The following is a 20,804-nucleotide window of genomic DNA, read 5'->3' on the forward strand; positions in this document are numbered from 1 at the left end:
ATTTTTGACTTTTGACTTTTGAACGCCAGTTGCTTCAAGTCGGCAGAGCCGCCCAACGCACTGGCTCCTTTTGACTTCCCTGAAAGGGCTGGCCGATGATAATTAAAACTCAAATGAAATAGAACCTAAAACCGTCAGTGGTTCTTGCGGCACAATCCAGTATCCACTGGATCTGTAGTACTCAATATTCGTCAGGTTTTTCACATTGAGTTGCACCTTCCAGTTGTCCCGTTTGTAGAAAGCAGATGCATCAACGCGGAAATAGCTGGGGATTTGCAAAGCAGTATTAGGCAGTTGCCCCTCAGTTTCACTGGTATAGTAAAGTCCTAAACCCACTCCTAATCCTTTTAGAGACCCACGCTGGAGTTCATAACTTGTCCATAGACCAAACTGGTGCTTGGGAATGGCAACTAATCTTTGATCCACTAGCGTGGGATCGGTGTCTTTGCTGACAAAAGCATCAATGTAGGCATAGGAAAGAGCAATGTTCCAACCATCTAGCGGGCGACCGACCAAATCAAATTCAATACCTTGGCTAGTTTGCTCTCCAGTTTGAATGCTGAAATCAGGATTTTGTAGATCGCTCACCAAAACGTTTTGTTTTTTAATTTGGTAAGCTGCTACTGTTGTGGATAGTTGGTTGGGAATTAAATCTGCTTTGATGCCGACTTCAAACTGTCTACCGCGTTCTGGATCGAAGGGATTGCCCTGTGCATCCGCATCCAGTTGAGAAAAGAATGAAGTTGCATAACTAAAGTAGAGTGAGACGGGTTCAATCGGTTGATAGACAATCCCAGCACGAGGGCTAAAGGCTGAGGCAGTTGCTTCATCGTTTCTTCCCTCGGTATCTTGGGCGGTCAATCGAGTTAGATCGAATCGTCCTCCCAACAATAGTTTGAGATTGTTGGTCAGAGTGACTTGATCCTGAACATAAAAACCAAGTGCATCATCCACATAGGATCGACTATAAATTTCTCCCCCAGTATTTTCTGCTCTAGCGCCGTAGACTGGATTGAATAAATCAATTGAGGCGATCGTGGATTCATTGTCAAAGTAGTCATCAGTTCGACTATCTCGGAAGATTTCTGCTCCTAACAAAAGCTGATGTTCTACTGAGCCAGTCTTAAACTTACCGACAATCTCATTTTGTAGCGAATAGGATGCGTAGAAATTATTTCGGTTGTTTGTAGAACGATCAATAGTTCGACGATCTTCATTGAGACCAAAACCAAAAATTGTCGGAGTTCTACTGTCATTCACGATGGCTGTAAATCCATTCCGAAACTTCCAACTGTCACTAAATTGATGTTCTAGAAGATAACCAACCCGGTAAGAGTCGAACTTAATATCCCCATAATCTGGTTCACCAATAAAGCGGCTAATGGGCACTAGCAAGGATTCTGGCTCTGGAATCAGACCGTAATCGTAAATGCTTTTGTATCGGTTGTATTCAGCGTTAAACCTAATCTTGGTTCGCGGGCTAATTTGCCAGGATAAGGTTGGAGCAATAAAAATTGTTTCTGAATTGACAAAATCCTAGTTTTAACTTGTAGTCATTCAGTCCTACTTCTTTGGCTAATTCTAGTAATGATGGGGGATGAGCAAGATTTTTCAATAAAATTTCTCTTGCCCAATGAATTCTATTGATATCATCAGATTTGAGTATGTTAGACTGAGCAACAGATTCTTCTTTGCTCTGTAATTGTTCAATTTTTAAAGCTACTAATTCTAAACACTTAGCTTCTAAATAAAGATGTTTAGTTACTCCTTGAAAAGGACACTTCAAAATCTGCTCTAGTGCAATTCGCATCTGGGGGGTGATTGTATCATCATTTTCCCAATAAGGTTTGGCATCTGGAGACTCCAGAAGTTGTCTTAAATTTGGAGGTAAATTGCTCAGATATCCTGGAACATAATTATCTAAGAAATCAGCAGGATTGAAAGCAATATCTATTTTAACGATGCGATCGCCAGATTTCATTTCAGATATATGTTCTTCATCCTCCCATCCTGGTGGAACAAACTCCAGAAAATTTGTGCAACTCGGAACGATACCACGTTGACCTGACATATTAAAGCCAAATTCTAGCAATTCTTCGACTTTGCCAGATGGATAAAAAATATCTAAATCTTGGTAAAGTACTTGATTAATTATGAGTATTTCTATCCCACGCAGTCGAATAACTCTTTCATATCCTCTACCAAAATTCTCTGGGCAATTTTTGGTGATATCAGCACTATCATCAGGATCTAAATATTGGGCATTTGCTCACCATTGTTTATCGTACTCGGCTTTGTCAATGATGTGTACCACTGCTGTCTTTATACCGCTAGCTTTAGATTTAAACTAGCATTTATAGATAATACTTCTCAAGTAGGTGGGGAAAATATAAATTTGAGCACCTAATGTTAAACATGAAAACTGGGAGGAAATGCGATGGATGTTGTCAAGAGGTGTTAACCGTGATCGCATAGCTGAAAGTTAGCTCCAGATTAACAAAAAATCTGAAAAATCAAACAGCAAACGCTTCTGTAGGTAAATTAGTCGTAGGGCTTTTGCGATCGCTAACTTAGAAGTGAGGATGAAATATTGCTCAATTCTCGTTAAGCTATATTAGCAACAGTCTTGCTGGAGAGCCGTGCAATGGTTGGTCTTGATGTTAATCCACCACCATCTGTTTGTGAGGAAGTCACTGACGAAATTAAGTTCCCTCCCACCAATTTATATAGCGATGAGCCACCCTTGGAAACAGATTTTCACCGCGAACAGATTGACCTATTGATTCGGCTGCTGAAGTATTGGTGGCGCGATCGCCCAGATTTTTACATCTCTGGCAACTTGACAGTATACTACAACGAACAACAGCTAAAAAAGCGCGACTTCCGAGGGCCAGATGTATTTGTGGTTTTGGGAGCCGAGAAGCGCGATCGCCGCAGTTGGGCAATCTGGGAAGAAGGGGGTATGTACCCAAATGTAGTAATAGAGTTACTTTCAAGCTCGACGGCCACAGTGGATCGAGGCGCAAAGAAGCAACTATATCAGGATGTGTGGCGCGTACCTAACTATTTCTGGTTTCATCCAGAGACTATGGAATTTGCGGGGTTTGATCTGGTCAATGGTCGATATGAGGCAATCGCTCCCACAGACACAGGCTGGCTATGGAGTCGGCAACTGAGTCTATATTTAGGCATTCATCAGCGGCAGTTGCGCTGGTTTAGCACCGAAGGTCAGCTTATCCCGTTGCCAGAAGAAGCAGAACGACAGGCTAAGGAGCAAGCAGAACTTAGAGAAGTTCAAGCAAAACAAAAACAAGAGCGACTGGAAGCATTTTTGCGTAGACGCGAAGCGGCTTGTCGTTAGACATCGCAGGTATCGACCCCAATCACCTACCAGAATAGAAACGCCATCACATAGCTGAAAGTTAGCTCCACCAACACAATCACAAAGCTAATGGTGGCATCTGTGCAGAGATAGCTGCAAGCTTCATAAGAGTTACTCATATCGCCAAAGCGATCGCATATATCATTGCAGCGTTGTGTTTAAGCATGTAAAAATTGTTGAGAGATAAAATACAAGCGTTTCTACTTTTGAGCGTTCGCTTGTGTAAGTAAACTAGTCGTAGGTCTTTTGCGATACCACCACATGACAAAGCCTGTGATAAATAAAATAAATGGTGCAAGACCGACAAAGACGTAAAAAATCCGGGTAGGTAAACCGCCGAAGGTACCAAAATGTAGGGTATCAAAGGAATTCAAAATTTTATCACCTAGCGATTGCGAAGCTCCTTCGTGCTTGTCAATTTGTAAAACTTTGCCACTATACTTATCAAGATATATCTCTACCCAGCTGTCAGCCGACTGCTGAGGAAAAGTTAGGCTCACGTACAATCCATCCTTTGGGGTAGAAAACCCTCCGATCTCGCTGACAATACCACCTGGTAAAGCAGTGTTGACTTGATCAAGGAGTTCAGTCAAAGTTAGCGGCTGTTTGCCGGGAATGGGTTGAGAAACTGGTTCAATATGTTCAACAGGTTTTTGGGGACTGAAGGTGACAGCATAAATGATCGGATTCACAAATCCAGCAAAGTTCCAGCAAAAACCTGTAAAGAATGTTAGAACCAAAAACACAGCAGTAATTACACCAACGACTTTGTGAATGTCAAAGTTAACTCGTTTAGAATGAGCGTTCCATTTAATTTTGAAGCCTGAGATCAGTTTGCGCCAACCAGGCCATAAGATTAAACCCGTAATCGTCAAAAAGACCATAAGTAAACCGCAAATTCCGGCGATCGCAATGCCAATATGTTCAGCAAACAAGCGATAATGCAAGTTGACTAAGAAGCGATCGTAGCTATAGCGCTCTGGGTAATCGCCCATCACAACGCCTGTGTATGGATTGATTAGCACTTCTTGCCAACCATGAACATACAGGTTTGGATTTTCATCAGGCGATGTCATCTCCACAGTATAGGGATGGTGATTATCTTCTGGAGGAAATAGTCTCCGAAGCCGCCAATTTGAATGAGCAACTTGAGCTATGTTCAAGATTTTTTCAGGTGCAATAAGTTGCTCTTGTGCTTGAGGAATCACTTGACCAAATTTGCAAGTTGTGATGAATTCACTGATTTCCCCATTAAATACCAGTAAACTCCCTGTCAAGCCAATTACAATCAACACTAGTCCTATCGCTAATCCAATGTAGCGATGTAACGTGAATGCTAAGTTGCGGAGTTGTTTTGCTTTCATGGTAGAGACTCTGTTTATTTGCTTGTATCTGGCATTACCAACTAATGCGATAACCAACACTCAAACTTCTACCAGCACCGGCATAGTTCAAGGCATCGTAATAAAACGCAGTTGTTTGGGAATAAACTGGAAAATAGTAGGTGTTAAAGAGGTTTTGGATACCAATTTGTAATTCACCTCCACCCAGTTTGATACTGCTGATGTAATCTACAGTTGAGTATTCAGTGACAGGTAGAGGATCAACTCCTTCATCAAAAGCGCGACTGCGGTTGCCTATATAAAGTAATTGCAAACGATTACGCCATCCTGGTGTGGTTTGATGCTCAATATATGCCGTCAGCTTCAATGGGTCTAAGCTACTTAATGGTAAAAACTTACCATCGTCATCTTCATCATTTTCACCTTCTGTCCAACCAACAGTGCCACCTAGTCGCAAAGTTTTTATTGGTTGCCAATCTAAACTTGCTTCAATACCGTAAGTTCTTTGGGGAGAGCGAACTGTCTCTAATCTTCCGTTTTCATTGTAGACAAGACTAAATCCTAAATCGGACGTGCTATAAAAACCAGATAAAGAAGCCTGCAAATTATTCCAGTTACCTCGAATCCCAATTTCATAGTTATTGACATCTATGGGAGAAGTTAGTTCTACAGAATCTGAAAGACTGACAAAACCTTGCTCAGGACGGCGTAGAATTCGACCTATATCTGGAAAAGAAAAACCTTGGGAAAAGCTAGCAAACAGACCAATTTCATCGGTGATTTTATAAACGCCACCAAGATTAAACAAAACGTCATCAGCAGTTAAAGTTCCACCTTCAATATCTCTAGGTTCAGTAATACCAAAGTTATAGGTTGTGTAGTTATCAACACTGGCTGTCAACTTAATGTAACGCGCTCCACCACTAAATATAAAATTACCCAATTGTGTCTGTAACTGAGCAAAGATGCCCAAATCATTAAATGTGTAGGAGGGTATGAACGGAATTTCACCGATTTTGCGATAAATCCGTCCGCCACTGGCATCATACTCTGCGGTGTCAAATATATTTGCCGTTTGGGAAATTTGCTGACGATCATAGTCTACACCCCAAAGTAAACTAATCGTTTTCTTTTGGTTGAAGGGTGTTTCAATTTGGAGTCTTCCACCTAACTGCTCGGTTTTTCCAGATTGGCTGGTGATATCCGTCCCCCCATCGAATAGGCGATTATCATAGGGTAGAAAACCACCATTGCTGGTGGTTCGATAGAAACCTTGTGCTTGTACTCGACAGCCCAACAGGTTTTCATTGGTATAAACCAAGGTCGTATCTGTGGAGATTTGCGTATATCCATCGTCATAACCGATAATCTGTAATCCGTCAGGTTTCTTTATGCGACGTGCCTTTTGAATTCCTGGAATATCAAGGGTGCTAGGGTCATCAGTAAAGTCAGTGTCTTGCGACAAACGCGAGTGAGTAAACCGCAGTTCCAGACGTTGATCTTCACTAAAGTTCACCCCAACCTTAAGCAAGGGATTAATAGTTGTCGTATCGTCAAAACCAAAGTTATTCGCAACGCGATCGCCCACTGCATCGTAAAATGCTCCTTGGGTGGTAACAGAAAAGCCACCAAAAAAGTCAAATATGCCTTGATTTCCAGAAAGTTCATACCGCAGGTTAGATCCAAAAGCGTCTTCGGAATTTCTTAACGATGTATTTAATCCGATTTCGGCTGTGGAAGTTACTTTCCCCCGGCTTGGTTTACGGGTGATAATATTAATCAATCCTCCTGTCGCCTGACCTCCGTAAATAGCGTTAGCACCATTAATTACTTCAATGCGTTCGATGTTGTCTGGGTCAATTCCCGTCAGCACGTTACTACCAAAAGTATCAGTACTATTGGCGACTTGAGGAACGCCGTCCACAATCACCGATACACCTCCTCCTCGCAGACCAGCATAACCAGGGCGACCAGTGGGAGCAAGAAACCCCGGAACCAAATAGGGTAAAATCTCAGTGATGTTCCGATTCAACTGAGCTTGCTGTTGAATCTGTTCGCGAGTAATTATTGTTACAGAACGTGGAATGTTTTCCAGGGTTTCCTCTGTCCGCGTTGCTGTTACTACTAATTCAATCGGTTCGTCATTTTGTACTGACGGTTGTGGCTTTTGTGCCGATGGTGTAGGTTGTGTTTGCGGTAGCTGTTGCGAAGATGATGCAGTTGGAATGAAACTAAAAATTAAACCTTCATTGCTATCAAATAACTCAACTTGCGGTAATCCTGCCTCACCAGTAGCCATTACTCGGATAGTGTTTGCATCCTGATTTGTAACTATAACTTCCGTAATTCCCGTAGTTGGTTTTTCTTGCCGAAAACTATTACCACTAGCTAACCGCAGTTGAGCATTGGGAATATCTGCAATAAAGCTATTATTAACACTGCGATTTGTGATTTGCAGCTTGTCACCAAGATTTGTCTCTAAAATTACTTCAATACCCTTTTCGCTGGATTTTACCTGCACACCAGTAATAATAATTGGAGATTGAGTAGTTGGGGTTTGCGATAACCAATCTTTAACAGTAGTAGCAGGGCGTTCTAGTTTATTGAGATTGCGAATTGCTCTATTTGCTTCATTCCCCCAAGCTGGTTGAGCAGCAATGACTATCCCAGCTAACCATAAACTAATCAACAGTTGCGGTTGTTTCCCCATAATCTCCTCATACATAAACGTTCTTAAGCCTGAGTTAAAGGTTTTTTGCTTACTCTAGTTAAGAACTGCTTTCAAGAAGATTATCTGAAATGAATGTTGTTTTTACAACTGAGTTGAATCCCAAACGGATTTTTTTGAGCCACAAACGGATTTTTAAGAAAACTGATAGCAACTTGCTATATATATGGACAAGAAACTCACGTACAGACAAGGACAGTTGCGTGCGGAGGTTCCCCGTTGAGCAAACTGTCCGTTACTTAGAAGGACTCTGCACCTTTGTGTGAGACAAAAAATAATTTACGCATCACTAAGTTTATTGATACGACTTAGGATTTACCCCAAACCGTTTGCGAAAAGCAGCAGCAAACCGACTTTGGTTCGCATAGCCAACGGTACACGCCACTTCTTTCACACTCATTCGCCCTTCTAAAAGCAGTTGACGGGCTTTTTCCATACGCTGTAGATGCAAATAGCCGAAAACCGTTGTCCCGAACTCCTGACGAAATCCTAGCTTTAGTTTGTAGTCATTGAATCCTACTTGTCGAGCTAAATCTAATAATGAAGGTGGATTGTCTATATTTTGAATTAAAATTTCCTTAGCATAATGAATTCTATCAATATCATCTGGTTTTAAAATAATTGATTTAAGTGAAGTTTTTTCAATTTGTTTCAATTGTTCTAATTTCAAAGCTATTAGTTCTATACATTTTGCTTCAAAATAAAGGTGTTTAATTAATCCCTGAAAAGGACAATTAAAAATCTGCTCAATTGCTACTCGCATTTGGGGAGTGATTGTATTAATATCAACAGATATTTCTTCTTCTGGCTTTTCAAAAAACTGTCTTAATTCTGAGGATAAATGAGTGAGATGTTCTGGAGCAAAATTTTGTAAAAATTCAGCAGGTTTTAAGGCAATATCTATCTTGAGTATACGCTCTCCAGCTTTTCTCTCTGATAAATATTCTTCACAATCGGCTCCAGGTACAGCCAACTCCAGAAAACTAACACAACTAGGAATCCAACCACGTACACCTGTGAGATTAAAGCCAAATTCTACTAAACCTTCCGTTTTGCCAGATGGGTATTCTACATCTAAATCTTGATGAAATTCTTCATTGATAATTAACACTTTTATCCCGTGCAATTGAATTACTCGTTCATATCCTTTACCGAATTGCTGCGGGCAAACCTGAGTAGCATCAGAATTATCAGACGGATCTAAATATTGAACATTTGCTTGCCACAGTTGTGCATAATCTGATTGTGAAATGATGTTTGCCATACTTTTCCCTAGCTGCTAGAGATCCTCATTAACCAATATACTTAATAACTGTCAACTAAATAAGGTAATATTTGAGAGTTCTAAATAAAGATGCTCAAATATCTGTAGCAATTTTAACAACTTGTATTAATGAATCGCGATCGCAGTGTAGATGACTATTTAGCAACTATGCTGCTGTTAATGATGGCTCATATCAAACTTCTCGGCTGAACGGTATTTCTCTCAAGCAAAAAAATGAGCTATGGTTGGTAATATTCGGTTGCAAACCTCAACTAAATTATTTTTACTATCTAATTCAGCAACTGTTGCTTTCAAAATTTTGAGTGCTGTCTTGGCGAATTTTTGCATTTTTTGTTTTGTAGGCTGTTGCCCAGCTGCTGCTAAAACTAGCACTTGCTCTAATACTTCATTTTTATCATCAATTGTTAATGATAAATCAGCATCAATTACAGTTTTGAGTTCAATCAATAATTCTTTGATTCCTGGTTGATTATCTTGATTGGAGCTTGGTAACTGATTAATTACATTGTCAATATCTTCACTTGAGGCGGATGTTCTGCCTTGAATCAACTCTTCAATTGCTTGAATTAATACTTTAGCCTCTGCCAAAATAGTGGTGAGTCTATCTAAGTTTTGCTCAACTCTTTTCGATGTGATAACGACAGTTACTTCCATTCCTGCGTCATCAACTTCAATCTGCTTCACTATCCCCTCCACTGTCTTCTCTACTGTCCACTCCACTGGCCCTTCCACTATCCCCTCCAATGTTCTCTGATTTATTTGTTGGAGAATTCGATTGCGAAGCTCTGCTAAATCAACATTTAACACCGACAAAACTCTGACAGCTACGCATTCACTTTCTCGAATTAAACCTAACAGTAGATGTTCTGTACCAATGTAATTGTGTGCTTGTTGGCGCGATTCTTCCAAAGTAAACTCTAAAACTCTTTTGGCACGGGTGGTAAAAGGGATTTCTACAGCAACAAACCCTGAACCTCTGCCAATAATTTTTTCGACTTCTATCCGAGTAGTTTTGAGATTAACACCCATTGATTTTAAGACCTGAGAAGCAATACCAGTTTCTTCGCCTATTAATCCGAGTAACAGTTGTTCTGTTCCTACAAAATTATGACCAAGGCGACGTGATTCTTCTTGGGCTAGCATAATCACCTTAATGCTTTTTTCTGTAAACCGTTCAAACATAATTTACTCCGGTAATTCAACAAAAATTAGTAAAACCATTAATCTAAAGATACGTATTTTTAATCTTCATATTTTCTAAAGTTTGAATTTGGTTCGCCATCTGCTATTTAGGTGTTGCCATTAAGTAAAGAAGTTTGTTAGAGTATAATAAATGACCTCAATGACACTTTTGGCTTGGATGAGAAGTTTTTCATCTTCAGCTAGTTCCGCTAATTCACTTAGAAAAATTTCAAAAAAGTATCAAAAGTTACTATAAATATAAGCATAATGATTAACCCTTGGATTATTAATAAGTGATAAACTTTAAACCTAAGAAAAGAGCTGCTACAGTTCCGGCAACAGAAATTTCTCCTTGAATAATTTTATCTAAAACTGATTCTATGGGAATTAATAAAACTTCAATCTCTTCTGTAATATCTAGTTGTTGCTCCCCAGTTTTTCTGGCATTTTCTGCTAAAAATAAATGTATTTGATTAGTTTCTTTACTCGGCTTATCGTATAGAGTTCCGATTTTTCTAAATTCTTGGGGTATATAACCAGTCTCTTCTGTCAATTCTCTAATTGCTGCTACTTCTGCACTCTCTTTTGTGGGATCGAAATTCCCTGCTGGCAGTTCTAAGAAAAATTCACCTACTGCATGTCTGTATTGCCGAACAAAAATTATCTCTTTGCTACTAGTAATAGGTAAAACCATCGCAACGTCTGGTTTAATACTGACAAAATAATCGTCTATAATTTTCCCATTGGGCAATTCTATTTCATCTTGCCTTACCTGATACCAGTAATTATCTAAAACCATTTTTGATTTTAAAGTCTTCCATTTTTTTAAGTTGGTCATAAATTAAGTAATAAATAAAATTTTGTATAAAAAGTTTAGTAACTCAACAATGAATGTAAAAAAGTATAACAGATGCATCCAATAATCTAAACTTTGAACTTACACTGGCTTTCTTGATAACATAATATGCAGCATAAGTATGCAAATAAATGTAAATTTATTTACAGTCAATAAGAGATTTCCGTTGACCATTAGTCGGGGCACAACGGCACAGACAACGAATGTATGGGTGAGGATCTCAGATGAGGGGATCGAAGGCTGGGGGGAAGCATCGCCATTCGGTGTGGGCAATCATCGGCAATCAACTGATGCAATCAAAGACGCTTTAGAGCAAGTTGTGTCACTGTTGCAAACATTCAGCCCCTTACAGCGGCAGCAAATTGAGCAAGTTTTAACACAAAACCAGGTTCCTTCTGCTGCTAGAGCAGCCTTGGATATGGCAATGCACGACTGGTTAGGTAAGCGTGTAGGATTACCCTTATGGCAAATTTGGGGACTTGATCGCAATCAAATAGTACCGACTTCAGTCACAATTGGGATTAATTCGTCTGAAGGTGCAAAGGCTAGGGCGCGAGACTGGTTACAATTTACTGATGTCCGCCTTTTCAAGGTGAAGCTAGGTAGTCCAGATGGCATAGATGCAGATAAAAAAATGCTATTAGCAGTGCGAGAGGAAGCACCATTACCAGAATTATTTGTTGATGCTAACGGGGGTTGGAGCTTATCAGATGCGATCGCCATGTGCAATTGGCTGGCTAATTTAGGTATAAAGTATGTAGAACAGCCATTGCCACGGGGGCAGGAAGAAAGTTTAGCAAAACTCAAACAACACTCTCCCTTGCCCATTTTTGTCGATGAAAGTTGTTTTACAAGCTCCGATATTCCCCATTTGGCAAACTACGTGGATGGCATTAATATCAAACTGATGAAATCAGGGGGACTAACCGAAGCGATGCGAATAGTACATACAGCGCGAGCCTATGGATTGCAAGTAATGTTCGGTTGCTATTCTGACAGTTCGCTAGCTAATACAGCAGCACTACAGCTAGCGCCACTAGCTGATTATTTAGATTTAGACAGTCACCTTAACTTAATCGATGATCCCTTTACGGGTGCATTGCTAAAAGAAGGGAGAGTTTTGCCAAACGATTTACCAGGTTTGGGGGTACAATACAGTGCGTCTGCCACTTAATCAACGAGTAGCTATTTTACTTCATGAGGGAATTAGTGGGTATCACGGCAAAACAGGGCTAGCAATTTTACGTTATAGTGAAGCCCCAATCGTAGCCGTAATCGATCGCGAGTCTGCTGGCAAATCCCTACCAGAATTAACGGGTATCAAGCGTGATGTGCCAATTGTAGTATCGGTAGCCGCAGCCCTTGAGTACAAGCCAGAAGTCTTGGTAATAGGCATTGCCCCAGGAGGTGGTGCTGTACCAGATGATTACTGGCTGGAAATCAAAGACGCTCTACAAGCTGGAATGTCGCTAGTGAATGGTTTACATACACCAATGGCAAACATACCAGAGTTAAATGCACTGCTCAAACCAGAACAATTAATTTGGGATGTACGCAAAGAGCCGCCTAATATAAGTATTGCTAGTGGAATGGCACGCACCCTTCCCTGTCGGCGGGTTTTGACGGTAGGAACCGACATGGCGATCGGTAAAATGTCAACCAGCCTAGAGTTACATTGGGCGTCAAAACTGCGGGGCTGGAGTTCTAAATTCTTGGCTACAGGTCAAACTGGTGTGATGTTAGAAGGGGATGGTGTGGCTTTAGATGCCGTGCGGGTAGACTTTGCTGCTGGTGCTGTGGAACAGATGGTCATGCGCTATGGCAAAAACTACGACATCTTGCACATTGAAGGACAAGGTTCACTGCTACACCCTGGTTCAACAGCAACTCTACCCCTGATTCGTGGTTCGCAACCAACTCAACTGGTGTTGGTACATCGGGCGGGACAAGTTCATGTACGTAATCATCCCCATGTACTAATTCCACCTTTATCAGAGGTGATTCGGCTTTATGAAGCTGTCGCTAGTGCTGGTGGTGCTTTTGGAAGCGTGCCTGTAGTGGGTATAGCGCTTAACACAGCCCATCTAGATGAATCTGCGGCTGAGGAAAGCATCGCTCAAACAATAGCAGAAACCGGGCTACCTTGCACCGATATCGTCCGCTTTGATGCCAATGTACTTTTAGATGCAGTAATGAACAATTAGGTTATAGGTAAGAGCCACATATAGTATAAATATACTATATTAAATTCCTTAGTATTAATTCATAAGGATTTTTAGCAAGTAGAGAAGGTAAATTATGGCTTATACAGTAGCAGCGATCGCTGATTACTTCATCTGGCTAGCTAACGAAACTGTTATTTCTAACGGTACAAGACGAGTAACTAAAAATGGTGCAAGTTAAGAGTAGTGTAAATATCGTGAACTATGGACGCTGCTAAACGCCTTGCTACTCTCAACCGCATTCGCAAACTCAGCCGCCTGATGGATACATCAATACGCATCCCTTTAACAGGTTTTCGCGTTGGAATAGACCCAATCATTGGTCTAGTTCCGGGTGCTGGTGATTTAATCAGTACAGCGTTTTCAGCTTACATCATATTTTTAGCTACCCGCTTCGGCATCCCACGCCAAGACTTAGCCAAAATGATTTTTAATGTTGGTTTGGAAACAGTTGTGGGTACTGTACCTTTTGTAGGTGATTTGTTTGATGCTTTTTATAAGTCCAATATTCGTAATTTGGCAATTTTAGAGCAACATTTGACAGTGGTTGAACCAGAACTTAAAGAAGTGTCTGATGAACTTTACTCTGGTAAGTTCAGCCAAGTTTGAGGAGGCATTTTTAAATAAATTACCCTACACAATATTATTCATCCAGCTACACTCGCAATCCCAATGCACCCGTGCTGTATAATCCCAGTCAAACTCTGCTATTGCCTTAAATTGAAGCTAGCCTTGTGGTATCAATCTGATCCCTAACTATCTGAAGTTTACACGCTGATTGCAACATACAGCGTATTGCAGGTAAATGAAGTACACGGGTAGGGGCACAGCCATGTTCCCTACGATAATCTGTACCTCACCTTGGCATAGCCCAAGGTAGAGAAGTTGCAATCTGCTGTAAGTACCTCTACCAAGAACTGCCTTCTTCACATTACTCTGTTATCAATGGGTAATGAAAAGTCACGAGACCATTCATTCCAAGAGCCAAAATAATTTCTGGCAGAAATTCCTGCCTCTTCTAGAGCTATCAATGTATTAGCAGCCCTAGAGCCTTTAAAACAGTAGACGTACACAATGGACTCTGAAGTAATCCCTACTGACTGACAAATTTCTAGAATTTCATCTGGCGATCGGAACGTAGGGATTTGCGATTCACAATTCATCATCCGATGCCATTCTAACCATACAGCATTAGGGATTCTACCTTTGCGAGGACAAAAATCAGGAGCATAGGGAGAAGAACTCAACCCAAGCCATTCCTCGCTGTCGCGCACATCTAATTTAATAATTGCTGAATTGTCAATTGCTTCTAACATCTCGGCGGTAGTCACAATCATATCAGCCTTGGGATGCAATCTGAATATGCTGCTTTCACGTAATGGTACTTCATCAGTAATAGGTAATCCTGCCCTGAGCCATGCTCTATATCCTCCATGTAAGATAGATACCTGAGCACAACCCAAATACTTCAGTAAAAAAGCTGCTCGACAAGATTGACCATAACCTTTATTTAAAGTATCTTCATAAACAATTAGCCATTCTGCACCAGATATTCCTGCTCGGCTGATAATTTTTGCAAAATACTCTTGCAATTTCTCTAATCCTGCTGAATAGGAATTCTCTAAAAGATAGGTGAAAAAATCTCTAATATTTATGGCTTGAGGTATATGAGAAATAGCATAATCTTCAGAACTTCGCGTATCTATAATGACAGTATTTGATGACTTTTCTGCTAACAGAGACGTGAGTAATTGAGGAGAAATGAGGAGTTTTGTATTCACGCTTTCATATTTCTGTTATCGTACCATTAAGCATTATTGCGCTCTATAGAGAGAGCGTTTTGTTATGCAAATCACAGAATAATGAATAGCATCACAGCCTGTCGTAGACATCGCCCCGAATTCAAGCGAGTCAACTCCAAGCGATCGCTCAAACAATAGCAGAAACCAGACTGCCTTGCACCAATGTCGTCCGCTTTGATGCCAATGTGCTTTTGGATGCGGTGATGAAGAATTAGATGTAGATTTTACTTCATCCAAAAATGATTGCAACAGATAAAGCGCTAAATGCAATTACCAGTAGACACGCGAAATCGCTACGTTAACGTGTCTCTACTCTTTTATACTATTTTGGATTTTAGATTTTGCAATTTAAAAATTGCGTAAAGGCATAGCGGTGAGTCAAGAGATATAGTGCTTTCGCGGACTAGGGCAGCTTCGCCTAAATCCCCCATCCCTGATAAGTAACTTTTATAGATACTATCAACATTTTTTTGTCAAGTCATGTTGACGTATTGTAACAATATTGTTAAATTTAGTTACATAAGTAAACAAAGTAAACAAAAAAGAGAAAAAACTATGTACACCACCACTAACGAAGACGGCATTCTCAATAACTACGCAGCTGAACCCCAGATTTACTACGCTGAGTACCCAGCAATTTGGGAACAACGTAAATACGTTTTACAGGGTCTTTTTGCGACTTTAATTGTTACTACTTTAGTTTTGGTTGGTTTTAGCGTTAGCTAAGATTTTTCGATTTCACTATCGCTGTATCTCATCGTCATTCGTACTTCTCTCTCAAACCTTGGCTAGTTTCGCCGGGGTTTTTTGTGTTTTAATGCTGTGCGTTGGCTTTGCCCGTCTTCTCTACAAGACGCACTCGCGTTCGGCATCGCATCCCAAATAGCGAATGATATATTGTATTTTCAAACAAGTGCGTCACCAATAGCGTATCCCTACTCAAAAGCCAGCTACGCGTAGCTTGCTTCCTCAGAGGGGTACAAGTCGGGAAACCGCAAGGGCGCAGTGGCTCCCCAACCTACTAGCTGACAAAAAGCCACTGGTCAGCCATAAAATAAAGACAAATCAATAAAAGGGGGTGTTTATGGCAACCCAACTCGGTGAAGCTAAATCTTCAACAGAACTGGTAATATCTTGGGAAGCATTGCCCGCAGATTTTCACCTAGAGGATGAACCAGTGGAAAATACAGGCCAGCCACTATTAGCTGGTGCTTTGCGCGAAAGCCTTGAGATAAGTGGTTTCATCCAACCGCAGATGTTGATAGCCTCGAATTTTGGGCTTTGTGCAACGATAAACGGGCAATTTGTAGTTAAAGCACCCGACTGGGTTTATGTGCCATCGGTAAATCAAGTTTTAGGAGAACGCAAAAGCTATACACCTAATTTAGATGGAGATATTCCGGCAATTTTAATGGAATTTCTATCTGACGCTGAGGGTGGAGAATATTCTTTTAAGCGAACCTATCCACCAGGAAAATGGTTTTTTTATGAGCAGATTCTTCAAGTCCCAATTTACATAATTTTTGACCCAAATGGCAGTTTGTTAGAATTTTATCAACTCGAAAACAGCCGCTACGAGTTAAAGCAACCTGATGAAAATGGTCGTCATTGGATTGATTCGATGGGTTTATTTCTGGGAACTTGGCAAGGAACAAAAGAAGCTAGAACTGGTTACTGGTTGCGCTGGTGGGATGAGGCAGGTAATTTGTTACTTTGGGCAGTGGAACAAATTGAACAGGAACGCCAGCGTGCCGAACAGGAACGCCAGCAAAAAGAACGGCTAATTGCCTACTTACAATCTCAAGGTATCGATCCAAATAATTTGTATTAGCATATATAGACAAACTTTTCAAGTGGCTGGGTTACTCAGTTTAAGCAAATAAGTGCTGCGAAGAATTGCTAATATAAGGTGCGACGCCGAATAGCCCGTCGTATCCCTACGGGGAAGCAAGCTACGCGTAGCGTCTGGCAGAGAAGACATCACTGTATACGTATTTTATTAATTTCTCATAACATTAAAAAAAAGAGCTTTTTGCATAGGTGGGTCTTAGCATGAAACGAAGCTGGAAGTCTCTACTGCTAGCCTGTAACTGGGTATTACTGGTCGTTGATGAAGTGCTGCGATGCCTACGGCGGGCGGGTACACCATCGCTTAAACATTTGTCAATAAGCATGGCTTAATGCGATTAATCTTGAGTCTATTGAGAATAATTTAGCCTTATTGACATGAGACGTTTGCTTTCTTAGTGCCATTAGATTTCAGATATCTTAGTAAGGTCTCGGCGTAAAGTTTGGGATCGCGTAGATACATCAGGGGGCTACCATGTAAAACCTTAGTGATAGAATGCCCAACAAGTCGGGCAGTGTGCTCAATAAAAGGCACGAACATGGTGTCTTCCATTGCCCACATAAGTAAAGTCGGAACCGAGATAAGTGGTAAACGGCTGGCTTCATCGTACCTCAAGACTGCTTCTATCCCCTCGTAGGTGCGCTCTTGCCGAGACATCACTTCTTGGAAATAGATTTCAAAGCATTCAGGGGGTTCACCAACACATAATGATTTTATCCGTTGCCAATTGGCGCTATAGTGGCTCCCATCCTCTTTTACCTCTGGTGGCCCATAAAAGAATGGTGATTGGCGTAAATCTTGGCGTGCTGCTGAGTCTTTCCAACGAGGCATTCCAAAAAGTACCAGCTTTTTAATTCTACTTGGACAAACAACCGCAGCTTCGCAAGCAATTGCAGCTCCGGTGCTGTTACCCACCAGGTAAAAATCCTCAATTTTAAGTGTGTCCAGTACCTCAAATAAATCCGTAGCATATTGCGGAATAGTCCATTGAGTGGGTGGATTTTCTGACTCGCCTTGACCGGGAGTATCTAGCGCAATTACTCGAAAATCGCGAGCTAGCAGTGGCATAACTCTAATAAAACTACGGGAAGAAAAGTAAGTTTTGTGGGTGAGTACCAGTACCGAACCACTGCCAGCCGTCCGGTAATGCACTTGACCCCACGACCTATCCACAAAGCCTCTTTTAATTTTGATTGCCTGTTCTTGAACCATCTTCTATTAGATAAAACAAAATCAATATTATTATTGGTATTTCAACCCTCTTGGTAGCGATCGCCGAATCTGATTAGGATTCGTAGACTTGAAGCAAAAAGCGACTCAACTCGGAATTGTCAAAGTGGCGAATTCCACGGAACAATTTGTTTGGAGCCGCTTGCCAATCGACAATCAGATCCAGGACTGTGTTGCTTTCAATCCTCAAGGGACAACTAATCAAGCCTCCTGGGAAGTGAAATACTTGATTATTGCCACATTCGTTCTCCAGGGGTTGCCATTCAATTTCCTCTGAAGAGGATGTGACTAAATCAGGGGTTATCTGTTTGACAGTTCCCTGCCAAACGCCGTCAGGTTGAATCACACCAGGAGCTGGAAGCGCTTCTAGAAAGCTGTCTAATTGCTCAGAGATTACTGTCATGTGCTGCAATTCACCGCTTTTTTTGTAAACAGCGCTCAGGCTCATCTTCCTGTTTCCATGCGTGAACCCTGTTTCACAGAATAACTGAGCATCCGCATTTGTGACCGTTGTAGATCCCCAGGAAAAGCTGTTGTCTAGAAACAAAACGACATAGTGATGCCCGTTAAAAGATAAACCTGCACTAGTATAAGGACCAGCATTTTGTAGTTCAGTCTTTCCATCAGAATAAGTGTAGTAATTTTGCTGAGTTATCTGGCTACTATCTTCACTGAGGTGGAAGGAGCGAACACACTTGAAGGAGTCAATTGAGTGTCCTTCTGGCGAATATTTAGTCCAGATACCATGCCAGTCGCCTACATGATAGCGGCAAAAATTATTCCAATTTTGGAGCTGGTTCTCCCTTTGAGCAACATTATCAACAGACTCAGATGTCATTATGTAAGTTTCCTCGCTTGCAAGCTCTAGATAAAATAATAAACGGCAGTGTTCAAATGAACGCTGTTAATCGCGCCCTGCCACAATAATCTTTTCGGCTAAACTGAGTGGGTTAGAAAACATCACCTTATGACTACCCGGCATTTGTACAAGCCGAAATAACCCCAAGCGATTAGACATTCTAGGATGCCAACCCCACCCCCACTACGATTATCATTTTTATTAACATCTTTTTGAGTATTTTAGCTGATTGACAAAATGTACTTTTTTTAACCTGTTACGGATGCTTGAAGATAAAAAAGCAAGAGAGGAAAAAAATAATGTTTTTGATGAATCTAAAAACAGAATTATTCGTCATTTAAACTATCAATTCCCTACCTATTTCTAGTGGAGGATGATTTATGTCATCAAAACTGCTGCGATTGATATCTTTGGGCAGTATTGGCCTATCTTTGTGTCTAGGCAATTCCGCAGCAATGGCGCAATATGATTCTAGTGGCGAGGGTGTAGTAGTACCAACAGTACCATCAGACGGTACATCAGCACCAGTACCAATAGACACATCGACAGGCATACCACCTTCATCTTCAGGTGACGGTACAACTCGGTTTAGTTGTCAGACTTACAATGGTCAGTATACTGTCATGTATCAGCCACAAAGTCAATCCGGACAATTCTTTCCTTGGGCGGCACCTGCGGCTTTGGGCGGTGGCTGGGATGCACAAAGGCGTTGTACAGCAATTGCCAGTCGTTTAGAACTTTATCGCCCAGATGGCTTAGAAGAACTCCAGACAGCTGTAGAAAATAACGAAAATATTGTCTGCGTCACAACTCAAGCTAATCCAACCTGTAGAATTGTACTGACAGTACCGCCTGGGAAAGACCCCTATGTTATCCGCAATAGCGTTTTCCAAAACTTGACTACTGCAGACAGTGGACAGCAGACTATAGCCGTTAATACTTATGGCGATCGCAGTAGTGGAGAAAACGAATTATACAACTTAGGACGCACACTTTTGGGAAGTGGCAATAATCGGATTAGTTCATCTAGAAGTGGGATTAATCTCAAACCTTTCCTTGATCGCCAAGATGGCGGTACTGGAAATAATTTGCGGAGTGGAGTGGCAATTCGTCGTCAGTCTCAACCTAACGGTGCTCGTCTAAATCCTGGTAATTTCCGGTAATTGATATAGGAATCCGATTTGATTTCTGAAAATATACTGAGACTGAAAAGTCCGTTTTATCAGAGTTTTATCTGAAATTTTGTTCAGAAATCAGATATGAGTCCTATAGTTCATTAGTTGATATAAAACAGTTCAGTTAAGAATAATTCTAGGGTGGGCAAACAGCCTACCCTAATTTTCGTTGGACTAAGATTTTACCCAAATCTTAATAAGTAGTCGGACAGAATTAATTACATAATGTCATTACGTTCGCCCTACAGCCCTTCTCCTAAAGGAGACGCTACGCGAATCGGCATCCTACAGCAGGCGTTCCCTACGGTTATGCTGACTTTCTGAATTAGGAATTACGAATTACATTTGTTGTTTTAACCTTTTGCTAGCTGTTTCTTAATCTAGCTGGGATAGTTTGAGGATGCCCAATTAAGAACTAATACTAAAAAGTTATTTAGCTATTTTCTAACAACCTTTAGGAACAGGGGTTTGGAAGACGCATTTTATCTTGTCCATCTTGATATTGCGTTCACCGTATCCTTACGGGGAAGCAATCTATGCGTAACTGACGCACTAAAACGTGTTGGCGTAGCCATCGCTCTAACTGCGAAGTGCATCTTTACAGTTAAGGGTCTTTTACTGGTAATAAAAATGGTATTTACACTCCAAATTTTCCACACTTGCGAAGCAAAGCGATGCCTGTCTTGAAAAGTTCTGAGCAGAGGAAACCTCCGCTCAGACTTTTCGCTGCGGCGGGCTGTGCCAAGGCAGATGGCTACGTGCGCTTAGTACAAGGTCGTACTGCTAATAGTACCATTCTTCAGATTGACCACGATGGGCGACTTGGTTCTGTGGTTTTCCGCAGATAACCACTAATCTTCGCAAAACTTGAGTCTACCTCAAAACTAACTT

The 20,804-nt window shown here is 41.1% G+C and carries 17 protein-coding genes and 1 pseudogene; 8 read left to right on the plus strand and 10 right to left on the minus strand.

From position 1 onward, the window contains the following. Positions 1-102: 102 nt before the first annotated feature. Both V7L29_RS10970 and V7L29_RS10975 read right to left on the minus strand, forming a co-directional pair. The gene (locus tag V7L29_RS10970) at positions 103-1,515 is read right to left on the minus strand and encodes a TonB-dependent siderophore receptor (protein ID WP_334735493.1); all 1,413 of its coding nucleotides are present in this window, start codon (positions 1,513-1,515) and stop codon (positions 103-105) included. Next, entirely contained in the window at positions 1,481-2,071 is a 591-nt protein-coding gene (locus V7L29_RS10975; RefSeq protein ID WP_334735475.1) for a hypothetical protein, read from the minus strand. Before V7L29_RS10975 ends, V7L29_RS10970 begins: the two co-directional genes overlap by 35 nt. A gap of 573 nt (positions 2,072-2,644) precedes the next feature. Here V7L29_RS10975 and V7L29_RS10980 point away from each other — a divergent pair. Beyond that, the gene (locus V7L29_RS10980; RefSeq protein ID WP_334735476.1) at positions 2,645-3,361 is read left to right on the plus strand and encodes a Uma2 family endonuclease; all 717 of its coding nucleotides are present in this window, start codon (positions 2,645-2,647) and stop codon (positions 3,359-3,361) included. 221 nt (positions 3,362-3,582) lie between these two features. Here the strand turns inward: V7L29_RS10980 and V7L29_RS10985 are convergent, their stop codons facing one another. The 5 genes and pseudogenes from V7L29_RS10985 to V7L29_RS11005 form a co-directional block, all read right to left on the minus strand. Further along, positions 3,583-4,746: a PepSY-associated TM helix domain-containing protein gene (locus V7L29_RS10985; protein WP_334735477.1), complete on the minus strand. Its 1,164-nt coding sequence runs from the start codon at positions 4,744-4,746 to the stop codon at positions 3,583-3,585. A gap of 34 nt (positions 4,747-4,780) precedes the next feature. Then, positions 4,781-7,435 (minus strand): TonB-dependent receptor domain-containing protein, encoded by a 2,655-nt coding sequence (locus V7L29_RS10990; protein ID WP_334735478.1) that lies wholly within the window; start codon positions 7,433-7,435, stop codon positions 4,781-4,783. A gap of 313 nt (positions 7,436-7,748) precedes the next feature. Beyond that, complete coding sequence (locus V7L29_RS10995) at positions 7,749-8,717, minus strand: helix-turn-helix transcriptional regulator (RefSeq protein WP_334735479.1); 969 nt, start codon at positions 8,715-8,717, stop codon at positions 7,749-7,751. Between the two features lie 771 nt (positions 8,718-9,488). Next, positions 9,489-9,920 (minus strand): annotated as a pseudogene (locus tag V7L29_RS11000) (Clp protease N-terminal domain-containing protein); the annotation flags it as partial. Between the two features lie 286 nt (positions 9,921-10,206). Continuing rightward, positions 10,207-10,758, minus strand: a complete 552-nt coding sequence (locus V7L29_RS11005; RefSeq protein WP_334735480.1) for an NUDIX hydrolase — start codon at positions 10,756-10,758, stop codon at positions 10,207-10,209. 139 nt (positions 10,759-10,897) lie between these two features. Between V7L29_RS11005 and V7L29_RS11010 the strand changes: the two genes are divergently transcribed. The 3 genes from V7L29_RS11010 to V7L29_RS11020 all read left to right on the plus strand — a co-directional run bounded on the left by V7L29_RS11010 (position 10,898) and on the right by V7L29_RS11020 (position 13,607). Beyond that, positions 10,898-11,950, plus strand: a complete 1,053-nt coding sequence (locus V7L29_RS11010) for a dipeptide epimerase (RefSeq protein WP_334735481.1) — start codon at positions 10,898-10,900, stop codon at positions 11,948-11,950. Beyond that, entirely contained in the window at positions 11,934-12,980 is a 1,047-nt protein-coding gene (locus V7L29_RS11015) for a DUF1611 domain-containing protein (RefSeq protein WP_334689113.1), read from the plus strand. Before V7L29_RS11010 ends, V7L29_RS11015 begins: the two co-directional genes overlap by 17 nt. Before the next feature lie 222 nt (positions 12,981-13,202). Continuing rightward, entirely contained in the window at positions 13,203-13,607 is a 405-nt protein-coding gene (locus V7L29_RS11020) for a DUF4112 domain-containing protein (RefSeq protein WP_334689112.1), read from the plus strand. Between the two features lie 317 nt (positions 13,608-13,924). Here the strand turns inward: V7L29_RS11020 and V7L29_RS11025 are convergent, their stop codons facing one another. Then, a complete protein-coding gene (locus V7L29_RS11025; protein WP_334689111.1) occupies positions 13,925-14,779 on the minus strand; it encodes a sulfurtransferase in 855 nt (284 codons plus the stop codon). Between the two features lie 576 nt (positions 14,780-15,355). Here V7L29_RS11025 and psb34 point away from each other — a divergent pair. After that, positions 15,356-15,526 carry a photosystem II assembly protein Psb34 gene (gene psb34 / locus V7L29_RS11030; protein WP_334689110.1) on the plus strand — a complete coding sequence of 57 codons (171 nt, stop codon included), beginning with the start codon at positions 15,356-15,358 and terminating at the stop codon, positions 15,524-15,526. A 358-nt stretch (positions 15,527-15,884) separates the two neighbouring features. Then, positions 15,885-16,631, plus strand: a complete 747-nt coding sequence (locus V7L29_RS11035) for a Uma2 family endonuclease (RefSeq protein ID WP_334735482.1) — start codon at positions 15,885-15,887, stop codon at positions 16,629-16,631. A 387-nt stretch (positions 16,632-17,018) separates the two neighbouring features. On the opposite strand, the gene V7L29_RS11040 is transcribed toward V7L29_RS11035, so the two are convergent. Together V7L29_RS11040 and V7L29_RS11045 are read right to left on the minus strand one after the other, a co-directional pair. After that, a complete protein-coding gene (locus V7L29_RS11040; RefSeq protein WP_334735483.1) occupies positions 17,019-17,861 on the minus strand; it encodes an alpha/beta fold hydrolase in 843 nt (280 codons plus the stop codon). Positions 17,862-17,934: 73 nt separating this feature from the next. Then, the gene (locus V7L29_RS11045) at positions 17,935-18,717 is read right to left on the minus strand and encodes a DUF3598 family protein (protein WP_334689106.1); all 783 of its coding nucleotides are present in this window, start codon (positions 18,715-18,717) and stop codon (positions 17,935-17,937) included. Between the two features lie 401 nt (positions 18,718-19,118). On the opposite strand from V7L29_RS11045, the gene V7L29_RS11050 reads away from it, so the two are divergent. Then, positions 19,119-19,901 (plus strand): COP23 domain-containing protein, encoded by a 783-nt coding sequence (locus tag V7L29_RS11050; RefSeq protein ID WP_334690937.1) that lies wholly within the window; start codon positions 19,119-19,121, stop codon positions 19,899-19,901. Between the two features lie 686 nt (positions 19,902-20,587). After that, positions 20,588-20,761, plus strand: a complete 174-nt coding sequence (locus V7L29_RS11055; protein ID WP_334690936.1) for a hypothetical protein — start codon at positions 20,588-20,590, stop codon at positions 20,759-20,761. Positions 20,762-20,804: the final 43 nt, after the last annotated feature.

The sequence above is a fragment of the Nostoc sp. genome (assembly GCF_036916575.1).
In the GTDB taxonomy this organism is placed as follows: domain Bacteria; phylum Cyanobacteriota; class Cyanobacteriia; order Cyanobacteriales; family Nostocaceae; genus Nostoc.

What these genes read in the sequence shown, in the direction of transcription:
- V7L29_RS11050 (WP_334690937.1), top strand. Translation starts at nt 19,119, where the DNA reads ATGTCATCAAAACTGCTGCGATTGATATCTTTGGGCAGTATTGGCCTA.
- V7L29_RS10995 (WP_334735479.1), bottom strand. Translation starts at nt 8,717, where the DNA reads ATGGCAAACATCATTTCACAATCAGATTATGCACAACTGTGGCAAGCA.
- psb34 (WP_334689110.1), top strand. Translation starts at nt 15,356, where the DNA reads ATGTACACCACCACTAACGAAGACGGCATTCTCAATAACTACGCAGCT.
- V7L29_RS11045 (WP_334689106.1), bottom strand. Translation starts at nt 18,717, where the DNA reads ATGACATCTGAGTCTGTTGATAATGTTGCTCAAAGGGAGAACCAGCTC.
- V7L29_RS10980 (WP_334735476.1), top strand. Translation starts at nt 2,645, where the DNA reads ATGGTTGGTCTTGATGTTAATCCACCACCATCTGTTTGTGAGGAAGTC.
- V7L29_RS10975 (WP_334735475.1), bottom strand. Translation starts at nt 2,071, where the DNA reads ATGTCAGGTCAACGTGGTATCGTTCCGAGTTGCACAAATTTTCTGGAG.
- V7L29_RS11055 (WP_334690936.1), top strand. Translation starts at nt 20,588, where the DNA reads ATGCCTGTCTTGAAAAGTTCTGAGCAGAGGAAACCTCCGCTCAGACTT.
- V7L29_RS11035 (WP_334735482.1), top strand. Translation starts at nt 15,885, where the DNA reads ATGGCAACCCAACTCGGTGAAGCTAAATCTTCAACAGAACTGGTAATA.
- V7L29_RS11005 (WP_334735480.1), bottom strand. Translation starts at nt 10,758, where the DNA reads ATGACCAACTTAAAAAAATGGAAGACTTTAAAATCAAAAATGGTTTTA.
- V7L29_RS10985 (WP_334735477.1), bottom strand. Translation starts at nt 4,746, where the DNA reads ATGAAAGCAAAACAACTCCGCAACTTAGCATTCACGTTACATCGCTAC.
- V7L29_RS10990 (WP_334735478.1), bottom strand. Translation starts at nt 7,435, where the DNA reads ATGGGGAAACAACCGCAACTGTTGATTAGTTTATGGTTAGCTGGGATA.
- V7L29_RS11020 (WP_334689112.1), top strand. Translation starts at nt 13,203, where the DNA reads ATGGACGCTGCTAAACGCCTTGCTACTCTCAACCGCATTCGCAAACTC.
- V7L29_RS11040 (WP_334735483.1), bottom strand. Translation starts at nt 17,861, where the DNA reads ATGGTTCAAGAACAGGCAATCAAAATTAAAAGAGGCTTTGTGGATAGG.
- V7L29_RS11010 (WP_334735481.1), top strand. Translation starts at nt 10,898, where the DNA reads ATGCAAATAAATGTAAATTTATTTACAGTCAATAAGAGATTTCCGTTG.